The 16,335-nt window shown below is 44.6% G+C and carries 6 protein-coding genes; 1 reads left to right on the plus strand and 5 read right to left on the minus strand.

The features are described from left to right. Positions 1–647 precede the first annotated feature (647 nt). The 5 genes from glpX to BK120_RS12145 all read right to left on the minus strand — a co-directional run bounded on the left by glpX (position 648) and on the right by BK120_RS12145 (position 14,213). Positions 648–1,619 (minus strand): class II fructose-bisphosphatase, encoded by a 972-nt coding sequence (gene glpX / locus BK120_RS12125; protein ID WP_076267774.1) that lies wholly within the window; start codon positions 1,617–1,619, stop codon positions 648–650. 250 nt (positions 1,620–1,869) lie between these two features. Continuing rightward, a complete protein-coding gene (locus BK120_RS12130; RefSeq protein ID WP_256710872.1) occupies positions 1,870–10,431 on the minus strand; it encodes a carbohydrate binding domain-containing protein in 8,562 nt (2,853 codons plus the stop codon). A gap of 164 nt (positions 10,432–10,595) precedes the next feature. After that, positions 10,596–12,329, minus strand: coding sequence for an extracellular solute-binding protein (locus BK120_RS12135; RefSeq protein ID WP_076267775.1), 1,734 nt, complete (start codon positions 12,327–12,329; stop codon positions 10,596–10,598). A 127-nt stretch (positions 12,330–12,456) separates the two neighbouring features. After that, positions 12,457–13,335 carry a carbohydrate ABC transporter permease gene (locus BK120_RS12140; RefSeq protein ID WP_076267776.1) on the minus strand — a complete coding sequence of 293 codons (879 nt, stop codon included), beginning with the start codon at positions 13,333–13,335 and terminating at the stop codon, positions 12,457–12,459. A 23-nt stretch (positions 13,336–13,358) separates the two neighbouring features. Next, positions 13,359–14,213, minus strand: coding sequence for an ABC transporter permease (locus BK120_RS12145; protein ID WP_076268055.1), 855 nt, complete (start codon positions 14,211–14,213; stop codon positions 13,359–13,361). A 268-nt stretch (positions 14,214–14,481) separates the two neighbouring features. On the opposite strand from BK120_RS12145, the gene BK120_RS12150 reads away from it, so the two are divergent. After that, positions 14,482–16,215, plus strand: a complete 1,734-nt coding sequence (locus BK120_RS12150) for a sensor histidine kinase (protein ID WP_076267777.1) — start codon at positions 14,482–14,484, stop codon at positions 16,213–16,215. The last annotated feature ends 120 nt before the right edge of the window (positions 16,216–16,335 follow it).

Raw genomic sequence — 16,335 nt, forward strand, 5'->3', positions numbered from 1 at the left:
GGTTATAGTGGTTAGACTAGTTAAGCCCTCTCGCAGCACTAACGGACATAGGTTCCGCTATTATGGTAAATATAGCTCAAATACAATTCTATCGGACATCAGATACGTTATTTATGCGAATTGAAGCGTAAACAGGGCTTTTGAGACCAAATAAGAGACTGTATGTCCGTTAGCTCTTTAAAAACGGGGATTTCAAGCAAATAACGGATCTGATGTCCGTTAATTCCTAAGAAGATTTGTATTCGTAGTAAAGGTTAGTAGCAGCGTTTCCAGCACGAAATCAATATTAGTTTTAGGTGGGGGTTCGGGGGGCGTTGGGGTTGGCGAGGTTAGACCAAGTTTGACAGGTTAAGCTCAAGCGAAGCTCTAACGGACATAGGTTCCACTATTATGGTAAATATAGCTCAAATACAATTCTAATGGACATCAGATACGCTATTTATGCAAATTGAAGCATAATCATGGCTTTTGAGGCCAAATAAGAGACTGTATGTCCGTTAGCTCTTTAAAAACGAGGATTTCAAGCAAATAACGGATCTGATGTCCGTTAATTTCCAATCAGCTGAGTTATATTCTTTCTGCTCATTGGATTATTAGCATGTTATTTCTGTAGTGGTCGGCCTAGCGGCCGACCACACCATTCCTAGTTATTTATCATTATTTAAGAATGTTTTATTCGGCAAATAGTGCATAGCACGTACGAATCGGATCGTTTTGGTCTTAGCGCGCATTACGATGGAATGCGTTTCTGCCCTCTCGTCAGGAAAATACTGTACTCCGCCCAAAAACTCGCCTGGCGTAACGCCTGTTGCTGCAAAATAAACATCGCCCGTTCCAATCATATCCTCCATCGTAAGCACCCGATACGGATCTGCAATGCCCATTTGAACACAGCGATTGTACTCATTGCTATCCGCCGGCATCAGCCTTGCTTGCAGCTCGCCGCCTAAACACTTCAGCGCTGCCGCAGCCAGTACACCCTCTGGTGCACCTCCCGAACCAACATACAAATCAATGCCTGCCTCCGGAAATGCAGGTGCCATCGCGCCTGCAACGTCACCATCCGACAAAAACTTTATACGCACACCCACTCGGCGCAGCACCTTGACGATCGCTTCATGGCGCGTTCTGTCCAAAATCATAACCGTTAAATCCGAAACCTTCTTGTTTAAAGCGTCAGCCGCTTTACGGAGCGTGACATCCATCGGATCAGTTATCGACAGCTTGCCAACAAGAGCAGGACCGAAAGCGAGCTTCTCCATGTACATATCAGGAGCGTGCAAGAGCTGACCTTTCCCTGCCACTGCAAGCACGGACATTGCATTGTTAAGTCCTTTGGCTACAATTTCGGTACCTTCCAGCGGATCAACCGCTACGTCAACCTCGGGGCCATTCAAGCTTCCTACTTCCTCCCCAATGTACAACATCGGCGCTTCATCCATTTCCCCTTCGCCTATAACGACAGTACCGCGTATGGACACTGAATCAAACATGGAGCGCATCGCAGATGTTGCTGCTCCATCAGCGCTATTCTTATCGCCTCTTCCCATCCAAGGCGCCGATGCGAGCGCAGCCAGTTCCGTTACACGTACAAGCTCTAATGCTAATTCTCTCTCCATGATCCAGTCTCCCTTTGCTTTCATATGACGGAATAAATAATTAGAACACATTTTGAGGTCATTTCCGTTATTTAATATGTATCATATATTTATATATGTCGCAATATATATTTACCATTCTTCATTAAATCATCATTAATAAACAAACGTTTACCTTAAGAGCAACCATCGTTCGTCAAAAAGAAAAGAGAGCATACTTCACAGGATTCCCTGTAAAAGCATGCTCTCTTTATCACTCTAAATAAAACAGTTATTCATAAATCTCAATTTCATAAAGCGATGGACCATATGGAGGAAGACCTTTTTCTGTCACTAAAATACGAACATATCTAGCCTCCGCACTGTCTGCAAGGGTGATTGTTTCAACAAAGTCTTCCGCTCTCAATTCTCTGTTCAAGGAATGTACCGTCTTCCAATCTGTGCTTGCTGCCGATAAATCGCTTCCTGCTGCAGCAACTTGAATATCAATCGCTTTTCCATAAGCAGCTTCCCAAGTCAAAATGATTTTATTAATGGAATGAACTTTTTCCAAATCAATATAGAACCATTCTGCCTGATAAGGAGCTGTATTATTGTCACTCCATTTTGCTTCCCATCTTGTACCCTTATCGCCATCTGTTAGCAAATGAGCAGGAAAAACGGCATTAAAGCTTGATGCAACAGCTTGCTTGTTAAGCGCCAGGTTCACTAGCACTGGATTCGGAGTGGTTCCAGGATCCGGATTGCCTCCGTTTCCTCCTCCTTCGCCGCCGCTTACCCATGTGCCATACACCTCAAACTCCCACAGGGAATAACCGTAAATGGTGCCCCTAGCAGATCCAACCATTCGAATATGCCTTGCTTCTTGCCCGTTTAATGTAATGTTGTCGAGCCCGCCATTGCCTGCGGCTTCTGTGAATACATCCGTCCAGTCGCTTTCTCCTGGCGCTGCCGCCGAGGATACTTGCAGCTTATAGGCTTTTCCATATGCTCCCTCCCAGCTCAGGACAGCACTTTCCAGCTTATAGACTGCGCCAAAATCAATAGAAATCCACTGAGGATCTGATGACTCCGACTCCCATCTCGTATTGCCCGCTCCATCTACAGCGTTAGCTGCTGGTTGATTGCCTGATGATGCAGCAGCAGCTTTATGAAGAGCAATGTTTGCGGCAGCCGTCTTCACCTGCTGCTGCACCTCGCTGATGCCGTATCCTGCTGCGGCAACGGTGATGAGATACGTTTTGACACTTGTAAATAAATCTGCATTAAGCTTGATTTTTCCTGCCTCAACCGTATAGCTGCTGCTCTGGACAGCTGCACCGTCAATCGTAAGCTGCGTAATTGCGGCACGCCAAGCAGGAGAGTCTGCAAATGTCAGCTCAATTGTCTGTCCGACTTTGTTTTCAGTCGAATCGGCCACTAATACCGGTGGTGCTGCTACTTCACGAATAGCGACATTATCAATGTAAATCGTATGCTCGCCATCAGGCGTAACAAAAGCACCATTTACGACGTTGCCAAGCAAAAACTTTAGAGTCAAATCCACGTTGCTATTTGGCCGCAAACTTTTCTTATAAGTGGCAGCTGAATCACTAGTCAAATTAAAATGTACGCTTTCAGTGTTGTTGTATCCACCCAGCTCCACTGCAATCGGACGATTAACCGTTGACCATGCGTTAAAGGAAAGCTCATAGGATTTGCCTGCCTCTAGCTTGATTCCGCTTTGGTTAAACTGTGTGGACCAGCCTACAGGAACATTCCATTCTGGGTGCATGCCCCCATGGTAATAGATGTCGATTTGGGCAACACCATCTTTAGGTGTATATTTCGAATCTCCCCCATCACCAAACCAATGAACCCAGTTAGCTGACCCATTCGTCATTCCACCGTTTAGTACAAGGTTTCCATCTGCTGCAAGCATTAATTGATTAACACTTGTATCCGCAAAGCCCGTCGATTTGACATTAATCGTATATAATTGATCGCTTGCAAAAACAGATTGATCAATCATAATGCTGCCAGGCTGAAGCGTATACTTTGCACCAGCAAGTACAGCTCCATTCACTTCAATTGCACTAATCGCCGTTCTCCACGCTTCGTTATCTACAAAACGGATTTCTACCGCGCTCCCTACTAGGTTATCCGTTTTATCTGGTATTAAGGTTGGCGGGCGCAGCATTGGCGCATCCTTCACCTCAAGCACAACATTATCAAAGAAAATTTCGTGCGGTGCAGCTGCACTTTTTGGAGTTTTGCCAAGTAAAAACTTAAGCGCAACATTATCATCGGTCATCATCTTAAATGTAAATTCAAAATGCTGCATCGAAGGTGTCAGCATCAAAGGTCCCGTATAAAAACGCCTTGTATAACCAGCATTTTCGAGAGCCGCTTCGATGTCCCGTGCTACCGTCGAACTCGCATCAAAAGAGAGCACATACGTCATCCCCTTGGAAAGCTTAAGGTTCGACTGGTTAAACATTACGTTCCAAGCTTCCCCTCCTACGTTTGTTACCGCTATTTTTGCAGCTCCATTCGATTCCGTGAATGCTGCTGTACCTCCTTGCGTAAACGGCTCCCAGCCGCTTAGCCCATTGGAGAAATCTCCATTCTTAAGCGGAAACAAATCGACGCCTGTAAAATCAACATTCAAATTTGTTGTGCGAATAAGCTTAATGTTATCCAGCTGAACCCCAGCGTTGCTGCCGCCTAGCAAAAACTCAAGCTGCGCTTCCTCGTCTGTTACGTTAGGTGGCATCGTAAATGAGAGCTTATGCGAACTATTCGATGGATCTAGCTGAATCGCATGTGGACCTGAATAAATCGTTGAGCCGTCTTTGCTCTTAAGCTGTACGGTGATGGTCCGAGCGGCCGAAGCTTCTGCATCAAAGGTCAGCTCATACGAATCCTTTTGCAGCAGATTAATGCCCTGTTGGGTTAGTTTTATAGACGAAGCATTAGTACCACCATCTGAAATATTAACGTTTAACCTGCGCAATACTGGATCTACACTGATGTCAGCAGCAGCCGAATCCGTTGTTTTTGTATTCCAATAGAGCAAACGATCCATCGTCCCTAGATCAAAACCTCCATTATAAATGTGATTGCCGTTATTCAGTGGAGCTTTTGCAGCGCCTGGTTCAATTAACTCATCGATTTCCTCTAAATAAACATTTCCGATCCACACATCATTTACGTTTTGACCTAAATTGAATTCCAACCTTGCAGCAGCATTTGTTTTGTCTGTCATGAGGAAGCGATACTCATAATGACCGACCTGATCTTTCAAGGATGCTTCAAAGTTGTCAGAATAAATTCCCCAGCCGCTGTTCGCATCGCCGCCAAACTTCAAGCTCATGCTGCGCGGCGCTGATGCTTTTGCATCAAAGCTAATTTTGTAAGCCTGACCTTTAACAAGGGTCACATACTGGACAAGCTGCAAGGAATAGGGCACATTCCCGCCATTCGAAATGTCTACTTTGGCAAATGGTGTCCCGTCTACCGTATCCACCGAAACCTCACCCGCTCCGCCAAATTCAGCGCCATGAAGGAAATTCCAGTAATTCATATCTATCACCGGATTTTCTGCTGTGATGTTCTTAACGCCATGAGTATAAGCAGGATCATAAATAAAATTGCCATCTACAGCCGCTTTCCCATTTTGCGGGAACGAATCCTTTACAAGCATCGGTTCAACAGGCACCTTGTAAGGTCTGCCAGTAAGCTCATAAGCACGCACATAGTCAATCTCCATCTGAGCTGACAACAAGGAAGGATCAGGCTTCAACCCGCCGTCATAATTGCCTCCTACAGCTAGATTGAGAATAATGTAAAACTCCTTATCAAATGGTGCAGGAAAAGCATATTTTTCTGGTTGATCTGCTCCCCAGCTATTCCAATCATTAAGCGTTTGAAACAAATTCCCATCCACATACCAGCGCAGCTCACCTGGTTCCCACTCTAAAGAATAAGTATGGTAACCCGTGATGTCCTCACCTTGCGGAAATTCGTACTGCGCACCGGTAATTTTGTTATTTGGAGCATTTTTGCCAAAATGAATAGTGCCGTCAACTTCGCCTGGCACACGTCCTCTAGCTTCCATAATGTCAATTTCACCAGAGGAAGCCCATCCGCCGTACTCGCTATCCTTCGGCATCATCCAAAACGCCGGCCATAAGCCTTGACCCGCAGGGAGCTTAATCCGCGCTTCGAATTTGCCATAAGCTTTGCTGAAGGTTGGACTGGTCCAAAGCCGGCCTGACGTATATTGTTTACCGCCAAAATTCTCTTTTTTGGCTTCGATAATCATTTGGCCATTCTCGACCTTTATATTTTCTTTCTTATAAAACTGCAGCTCGTTATTGCCCCAGTCGCCTACGCCATACTCACTGCCGTTGCCAAGCTGATACGCCCACTTGTCAAGATCGACACCGTTTGTATCCAGATTATCTCCCACGCTGTCAAACTCATCATTCCATACGAGACTCCATATGTTTTTCTCTTGAATACTTTGAATCACTTGAGCAAGCTCATAACCAGTTGACCTAATCGTGATCGTGTATGATTTAACTGCACTGAATTGGGTCTTATCGATTGTTAACTTTCCTGAGGCAAGCTGATACGCTTCTTTAGGAAGCTTCACTTCATCGACAAATACATCGGTTATCGCATTTCTCCAAGCCTCATTATCATTAAAGGTAATGTCGATATTTTGACCCATTTCATTATCGGATACATCTTTTGAAAGCACGGGAGGAAGCAGCAGCATAATATCATTTGAGCTGCGAGCCTTCTCGCCTGCTGCTTCATTAGCTCCTTTCAGTTCAAGATGCACATTGTCGATAAATACGTCATGTGCCGCAGCAGGAGCATCAGGCTGCACTCCAAAAAGCAGTTTAAAGGTTGCGTTGTCATCCTTGGCCATAGTGAACTCGTAGCTGTACATTTTAGTAACCGTATCAAGCTTCACTTTTTCATTTAAGAAACGATTATAAGCGCTGTTCTCAACAACCGCTTCAATGGTTCGTGGCGAAGTTGCTCTGGCCAAAAAGGTAACGACATACGTTTTGCCTTTAACTAGCGCCAATGAGCCCTGCTGCAAAACAATATCCCACGCATTCAAGCCAGCGTTCGCTATCGCGACTTTCACCGCACCATTGTCATCTTTAATGGCTGCTCTCGAGGGGCCATCATAAATGCCCTGAATATGCGTGCTCCAATCCTGCATTCCTGCATCAAAATATCCATTTTTGATCAAGAAGGCTTTACTTCGTGCATCCTGCTGCTCCACATGTATGTTGTCAACTAATACATCATGCTCGCCTATGACAGCTGCACCGTCCAGTTTACCTAGCAGCAGCTTAAACGTCGGCGTAATGTCGCTTTGAACAAGCAGCTCGTAGCTGAACGTTTGTTTCGTCTGCGTCAATTGCACCTTTTTGGACAAATAACGCGTGCTGCCTACTTCAATAACAATTTCCATTTCACGGTTTTTGGATGAACTTGCATCTAAAGTCACCGTATACGTATTGCCTTTAAATAGATTAATATTATTTTGCATCAGCATGACGTCCCAAGGATTAACACCTTCGCTCGCAATCGCAATCTTCATCTCTTCATTCTGAGCGTTAAAGTCCGCGCTTGAGCCCCATCCGTCATAACGTCCCTGCACATGCTCGCTCCAACTCACCTTGCCACTCGAGAAGTCGCCATTTTTCACTGGAAATTGATCTGCCAGCGCCAATTCGCCCGTGTTGTTGTTAGTCAATCGAATCATCTTAATATCGTCTAAATAAATGTCAGCCTGATGGCCGCCTAATAAAAATACCAACTGTCCATTAACGTCATTAGACTGCTCCATCGCAAACTGAAATGTATACTCCTTCATCTCGGAGGCAAGCGAGATCGTCTCTGGAGCGGCATAAGCCGTACCATCTGATTTGTACACACCAATCTGAATGGTGCGTGCAGTAGCTGCTCTAGCCTTAAATGTTACCTTATAATCGTTTTCTTTCAGTAGATTGATACCCGACTGCGTAAGCGAGATCGACTTCGGCTCTGTTTCGCCATCAAGATTCGATATTTTAAGTTCTCTAGTGTCAGCATTCACCGATGCTGCAGCGTTGCCTCCAGCCTTATTGAAATTCCAATAAGTCAGACGATCGATTCGACCTAGGTCGAAGCTGCCGTTATACACATGATTGCCGTTCAACGGCTCTTTAGGGTCGTTATCATGAAACGGATCTGGGGAGGCGGTTTCTTCAACCTTCACATTGCCGATCCAGACCGGATTCGTGCTTAGTCCAAGGTTGAATTCGAGTCTAGCCAGCGTATCCGTCTCGGCTCCCATTTGAAATATCATTTCATAAGATTGGATATTATTTGTCAGCTTTACATCCATAATATCGGAGTACGTCGTCCAGCCGCGTGTTTCCCCGCCGCCAAATTTGACTGTGGCATTTCGATTTGCATTCGATTTGGCGTCAAAAGTAAGCTTATACCATCTGCCTTTACCAAGCGTTACATTCTGAATGAGTTGAACCGCATGTATGGCATTCCCGCTGCTCGTAATATCCGCCTTGGCATAATTTACACCATTTAAAGCTTCAACAGAAATCGAGCCGTTACCTTGGAATGTGCTTACATGTACAAAATTCCAATAATTCGTATCTAAAGCTTGATTCGCCTCAGCAATGGTTGTGAACGGCTTGCTGTAGCTATTATCATGAATAAAATTACCTGCAATCGGTTCTTTATATTGATCTGGATATGGCTCTGAGTCGACGCTAGGCTCTACAGGCGTCTTATACGGTCTGCCAGTTAGCTCATAGACACGAACATAGTCGACTTCCATTTTCACTGGCAGCAGTGATGGGTCGGGTGTTATCCCACCGTCAAAATTACCGCCAACAGCCAAGTTCAAAATCATGTAAAACGGCTTATCAAACGGAGCGGGAAACGCATATTTTGCAGGTTGATCTGCTCCCCAGCTATCCCAATTATTAAGCTTCTGGAATAATTGTCCGTCAACATACCAGCGAATTTCACCAGGCTCCCACTCTACACCGTAAGTATGATAGTCCGTAATATCCGTTTCTTCTCCAAAAATGTAATCTGCACTTTTTGACTTGTTTGCCGGCCAGTTTTTACCGTAATGAATGGCACCGCCGACTTTGTTCGGTAAGCGGCCGCGCGCTTCCATAATATCGAGTTCTCCAGATGAAGCCCAAACCCCATACTCGCTATCCTTCGGCATCATCCAGAAGGCAGGCCAAATGCCATTGCCTACCGGCAGCTTCATGCGAGCTTCAAATTTTCCATACGTTTTATTAAAGGTAGGCTCTGTATATAATCTGCCTGATGTATATTTCTTGCCGCCAAAACCATCATCGTCAGCGGTGATCGTTAATTTCCCGTCCGCTACCTTAATATTTTCGGAGCGATAATACTGTTCTTCATTGTTCCCCCAGCCATCAAGACCATATTGAGAGCCCGTGCCTAACTGATAAGCCCATTTGTCGAGGTTAACGCCGTTAGTATCAACGTTGTCGCCGCTTCCATCAAATTCATCATTCCATACAAGCTCCCATTCATCCACAGGTGCTGTTGTTGGTGTCGTCGTCGGTTCTGTCGTAGGCGTAGGTGTCGGGGAGTTTGTCGGTGTTGCTGTTGGAGTTGGTTGCGGAGTCGTTTGACCGCCACCACCGCTTGGACCTGAGCCAGTCGGTTGTCCTGTTTTTACAACTCCGTTCTGAACACTCACATCACTGCTTTTGCCTAAGCTATTGCCATTTAATGTCGTACTTGAACCTGTATTAACTATTTGATTTACAGTACCATTTACCTGAATTGCGGTTCCGCCCGCTGTATCCGAAATCGTAAGTAATTGACTGCTTGCTCCAGCATCAATTTGAATGTCAGATCCCGATTCCACGATAAGCTGCTGCACCTGCGAAGAGCCTGTAAGTACGACGCGTACTTTTCCATAAGGCTTATTCACAATAAGCTTATTCAGCTTCGAATTTATAAAATGAATGCTGTTGATTCCGCCCCCATTGATGTAGACCGTTCCTTTCACATCCACATCCGTTAAAAAGACATCGCCTTCGCCAATTCCCTGCGTTAAGAACAAATCCTTATCGATAGCAGTTTTGTTGATCTTTACTCCCGCTGTATTTACGACAGCATTTCCGGCTATTTTCAAATCTTCATAGGTGCCGGCTGTATTAATGATTTCACCAGCAATTCGGTCAAGCAATGTGATGGCTTCTGCACGAGTAATCGGTTTTTTCGGCCGAATGGTTTGATCCGGATAACCCGTTATGTATCCTCCTGCCAGCAGCTGCTCTAACGGTGCTTTTGCATAAGCTTGTACTAGATTATAATCCGTAAAGCTGGAGAGCTTATTCCCATCTACCGCAGCCTGCTTAAACAGTTCGGCTGTTATTTTCGCAGCTTCCTGCCTCGTAAGTGGTGCGTCAGGCTTAAAGCTGCCATCCGGGTAACCAGTAATCACTCCAGCTTCCAACGCAGCAGCAACCTGCTTGCTGTACCATGCGTCAGCGGCTACATCTGTAAAAGTATTCGAGCCTTTAGCTTCAAACTGAAAGATAGCATGAACCAGCTTTGTAAATTCAGCTCTCGTTACTTGACGATCAGGCTGCAAGCTGCCATCCGGATATCCGCTAAGCATCCCCTTTGAAATCCATTTTTCCAGCACTTTCTCGCCCCAATGTGCCGTTCCCTTCTCATCTGTGGCTGTCGCCGCACTGACAGCCGGCAAGCTGCTCGTGAGCATCATGAACACCAATATCATCGAAATAAACCGTTTATTCATGCTTCTCCTACATCCTTTCAGGATCATGAAATAAAATGATAACGCTTACTTGTCTTTTCAAGGAAACAGCCTGCCCCTTACAGCTAAATGATAAACTGCAACGTGACAGACTGTTTGCTCGATCTATTAAACTTTTACATGATGCCTCAGCTGAAAATATCTCCTTATTTTACGCTGTTGTACCAATCGTTAACTTCTTTCGTAATTTGTTCGCCGCCTGATTTTTTCCAGTTTTCAACCATCGTATCGAACGAATCAACTGGTTGTTGTCCGTATACGATTTTGCTGAACGTTTCATTAAGCAGCTTGTTCAGAAGCTCGTTTTTACTTTGCATCGTTTCCGTCAAAGGACCCATATAGTAGTTTTTCATACGGATCGAATTTTGGTCCATAACTACTTTCATCGCATCTGTATTCTCTTTTAGACGTGTATTAAACTCTTGTTTCTCGTATGGCGTTACCGGCTCTGCGCCGCCAGCAAGCTTAACATGCGTTTCTGCATAAAGAGTAGGAATACGAGCGCCTTCAAAAGTGAGCGTGTAGTATAGCGGTGGTGCTGTTTGATCCTTCAAACCAGGGAATAGGTCTGGGTATTTTGCAATATCAGCAGTAATAGAGCCGTCTGGAAGTGTTGCATAATCATAACCTTCTGCGAAGCCCTTCTCGAACTCGCTGCCCGGCTGCGGGTTAGCCATATTATCGAAGAACCAGTTATAGTAGTGCAAAATAGCTTCAGGATTTTTAGCTTTTTTGTTTACGAATACATAACCGTTTGCTGGCGGGTTGCCGCCTGCGGAACCAATTTTACCATCTGGACCAGCAGGAATTGGATACGCTTTATATTTTGCGCCAGGAACGTTGTTCAGAAGATCTGGGAAAGGCCATGCTGGAAGCCAGTTTGGTCCAAAAATAATTCCCGCTTCGCCTTTAGTAAACAATTCCGAGCCCGTTGATTCATCAAGCAATGCTGAATCTTGTGAAATGTAGCCTTTGTCTAACCATTCTTTTAATTTTGTTAATGCATCTTTAGCTGCTGGATTGATCGAACCATGCGCCAAAGATCCATCCGCTGCTTGATTCCATTGACCAGGCATTGTGCCATAAGCGCCAAACACGAAGCCGATATCAGTCATCCAGTTAGCGAAGCCATTTTTGAAGCCTGTTGCAAGACCAATTGTATCCGCTTTGCTGTCTCCGTCTGGATCATTCTTAACGAATGCTTCCATAACCGTTTCCATTTCTGCAAGCGTTGTTGGAGCTTTAAGGTTAAGCTTTGTCAGCCAATCCTCACGAATCCACATGACATGATCTGCGTTGTAGGCATAATCTAGAATAGGCAAGGCCATTTTGTCAGCGCCCCGGCTAATTGGCAGCCAGATGGTTGGATCAAGATCAAGGCCTGCTTTGTAAGTATCATTTGCGTATTTGTCGACCAAATCGCCTACCGGCATAAATTGACCGGAGTCGATCAACATATTAACCGTTTCCATATCTCCGCGGTAAGTGACAACATCCGGCATTTCCTCACCTGATGACAGCATAAGGCGAAGCTTTGTTTTGTAAGCATCATTCGTATTCGTTACAACCCAGTTGTATTTAATGTCAATGCCAAGTCTTTCTTTGATAAGACGAGTATGAACATTATCCTCAATGGACTCGCCTTCTTTGAAGATTGAACCATTTTGGTTAAGACCCCAAACTGTCGTTAACGTAATAGGTGTCGTATACTTGCCATCCGCAAAGCCTTCAGTGCTTCCTTCTTCAACCTTGGCTGGTTCGTTGCTCGCTTTGTTTGTTGCTGCCGGACTGTTAGTCCCCTTGTTCGTGTTGTTTCCAGAACAAGCTGCGATTGCGAGCATAAATGATAGTACCAATAAGACCGAAAGCCACTTCTTCATGCCTTTACCCCCGTAAGTTAATTTTTGTTATTATTAACGATATTTGTAATATCGTTTGTTACCAATATACAGCTCGCTTTACAGCTCCGAAAGACCACAATTTTGTTATTGATGCCTTTTTCTTGCACTATTCTTTGACAGCCCCCATGATGATCCCTTTCACGAAATATCGCTGTAAAAAGGGGTATACAAGCAATATCGGCAATGTACCAATGAAGATTTGCGCGGATTTAACGGTACGCTGCGAGATATGCTTAAGCTCGTTGACATCGGGATTTATTTTATTAAAATCCTGCTGTACAATGATCGTTTGCAAAAAGGTTGCTAATGGATATTTTCTATAATCTGTAATATATAACAATCCATCAAACCATGAATTCCAATGTGTAACCATGGTAAACAATGAAATCGTAGCTAAAGCCGGCATTGAAATGGGTAAAAATATACTCCAAAGCGTTCGGAACTGTCCTGCTCCATCCATGACCGAAGCTTCCTCCAGCTCCTTCGGTACTGCCCGGAAAAAGTTCATTAGAAGCACCATATTAAATACGTTGATCGCCCCTGGCAGAACAAGCGCCCAAATCGAGTTCATTAAATCCAAGTTGCGAATAAGCATGTACGAAGGAACAATACCACCACTGAACAACATCGTAAAGAGAAAATACCACGTATAGACCGAACGGCTCTTAAATGTCCGTCCATCTTTGGATAATGCATAACCCGCTAGAATCATCAAAGTCATGCCGACGAGCGTGCCGAGCGCCGTACGCTTAAAACCTACAAAAAGAGCATTGTGAAAATTATCGTTATTCAGCGTTTTGGAATAGGCTTCAAGGTTGAAGCCTATCGGCCATAGCTTGACCAGATTCGCGTTGGCTGGGGAGCTTGCGCTTAAGCTTACAGCTAGAATATGAACGAGCGGAATAATACAAGAAATACAAATGACCGCGAGCAAAATATAGTTAAATACTGAAAAAGCTTTATAACCTGTTGTTTTGTGATACATGCTTTTTCTCGCCCCTCTCTTTCCTAGAAAATTCGATAACCTGCGTATTTGTATGCCATTCGGTAAGAGAAGACGATCATGATCAAACCGATTAGAGATTTAAACAAACCAACAGCTGTTCCAAAGCTGTATTGACCATTCAATATCGCTGTCCGATAGACGAACGTATCGATAATGTCTCCCTTATCGTATACAAGCGAATTGTATAGATTGAAAATTTGATCGAAGCCCCCGTTCAAAATATTGCCGAGGGACAACGTGCCTACGACAACCGCGATTGGAATCATCGACGGAACCGTGATGTGCAGCGTCTGCTTCCAGCGCGTGGCGCCATCCACCTCAGCCGCTTCGTACAATGAAGGATTTACTCCCGCCAGTGCCGCAAGAAATACGATGGTGTTAAAACCGAAGTTTTGCCAAATATCGCTTACGATAACGGTAAAACGGAACCAATCCCCGTTCCCAAGCCAGAACACAGAATCTATACCGAGACTGTTGAGCGTCTGATTCACGATTCCTTTACTGCCCAGCATGTCAGTAAGGATCGCACCTAAAATTACCCATGATATAAAATGCGGCAAGTACACCAAAGTTTGTACCACTCGCTTAAACAGCATTTTTCGAACCTCATTAAGCAGAATCGCGAACGTAAACGGCACGATTAAGCCAAAAACGATCTTTAAGCCCGAAATGATTAAAGTGTTCCAAATGACCTGTTTGCTGTCTGGATACTCAAACATAAAGCGGAAGTGCTCCAGTCCAACAAGCTTCGAATGAAACATGCCGTTATAAGGTTTAAAATCCTGAAAGGCCATAATTAGCCCGCTCATTGGTACATAAGCAAATATAAAGGTAACAATAGCCGCCGGAAGCAGCATGAGATGCAAGGGCCAAGTACGACTAAATAGTTCTCTCGCTCTTTTATCCTTTTGTTGTCTTGGTTTTTTTTCTTGCTGCAGCGGTTTGTTTAGCGCACTTTCCACTGTTCTGCCCCTTTCCAAACAAAATTTGATTTGAGTTTTTTCATCTCTCCTGTATGATTAATTTTACCAGCAGTCTCTCCTGTTCTATAGACCACGATCTTTGGAAGCATGCCATTTTGTTTACTTATGTATCATTATTTTCATAAAAAGAGAGGACTCCAGCATGCGTTTAAGAGAAAACACATTTGCCAAAATGATTACATTGATCGTCCTTTTGCTTATCCCGATCATTATTTTGTATACGCTTTCTATACGGACAAGCATCGGAGTTATCACGGAAGAAATGAAATCGTTGAAGCAGAAGGACATTACCTTTCTAGCGAGCGAGGTTGATAAAAGCGTAACAACGCTATCGACGCTTGGCTTTCTGCTCAGCGAAGATATCCATATCCAGCAGCTGCAAAATTTACATTTAATTGAGAGCACATACCAGCGAAACGATGAGAAGCTGCGCATTCTCGAGAGGCTTCGCCTGCTCAATGTCGCACAGCGCTGGGATACGCAATACAGCATTACAGCGCCGGCAAGCAAGCAGCTCGTATCAACAAATACGTATCTCTCATATGACCTCGAATCGATCAAAAAAATATTGACCCCGACCTGGAAGTACGAGGAAATGACGATTCAAAACATAAAGCAAAATCGTTTCGTACGCCATATCGTCAAGCCAAAAAGCAAAATCACCGATATAGAGAAAGCCGGTATTATCGTTGAGATTTCTTTTCCAGAGGAGCATCTCATAAAGGATTTGGATACTTTCAAGCTGGCAGGCAAAGGCGATCCGTTTCTCGTCCATTCCGATGGGCGCATGATAAAAAATAAAACAGCCGATAAAGAAATGACCAAGAGCATTCAAGCGCTGCTCAAAAAAATGACCGTCCCAGAAGCGTCCAATCAAATTATGACGATAAATGGGGATGATTTTCTCGTCACCTCTGCGCATGTAAAAACGTTGGATTGGTATTTGATTGACTACGTACCGATTGCAAATGTTTTGAAACCAATCGTCAAAAGCCAAAATTTGTTTTACGGCTCCGTCGGTTTGCTGCTCATTATGAGCTTGCTCGCAGGTTATTTGCTTTATCGAAATGTACAGCGCCCAATCGGTTTGCTTATTCGAAGTGTGAAACGGCTGCAGGAAGGCAACTATTCCGCAAGAATAACGGTAAACCCCAAAAATGAATTTACTTATTTATTTCAAAGATTTAACGATATGGCTGCGAATACGGAACAGCTCATTCAGAAGGTTTATGTGGAGGAGCTTCGAAGACGTGAAGCCAATGTGAAACAGCTGCAATCCCAGATTAATCCGCATTTTTTATACAATTGTTTCGCGCTCATACGCAGCCTTGCTAGGCTGGATAAGAAGGAATCTGTCATGCGGCTTGCCATGCACTTGTCTACTTATTATCGCTATACGACACGGGTCGAGAAGCTGACCGCAACGCTGAGGGAAGAGCTGCAGCTTGTTGAGAGCTATTTGGAAATTCAACAATTTCATATCCAGCACCTGTCCTATAACATTGAGGTGCCTGATTCGATGCTTGGTGCTCAGATTCCGCGTTTGCTCCTGCAGCCTGTCGTTGAAAACGCGGTGCTGCACGGGATTGAACGATTTGACGGTGATGGGCTCATCACCATTTCAGGTGTTAGCAATGATCGCTATCACACGATTATTGTGGAAGATAACGGGTTGGGGATGACGGACGAAGCCCTTCGAAAGCTGGAGAAAAAAATTATCAATCCGCCTGATGATACGAGCGGCTGCGCACTGTGGAATATTAGGCAGCGGATGCTGTTCCAATTTGGATCTGAGGCTTCAATCAGCTTCCGAATTCGCGAAGAAGGCGGCGTAGCTGTGTACCTGTCTTGGCCGCATGAAAACTATGCCAACTAGGGCGTGTCTGAAAACCCGTTCAGTGGCACCTTTCACCGCCTTTTCGCCCCCTGCTTCGTTCCGTTTGCTTGACGTACCCCCGGTACGCCTTCACAAACGCGCCTTGCATGGAACGAAAAT

This window comes from Paenibacillus sp. FSL A5-0031, from assembly GCF_001956295.1.
GTDB lineage: Bacteria > Bacillota > Bacilli > Paenibacillales > Paenibacillaceae > Pristimantibacillus.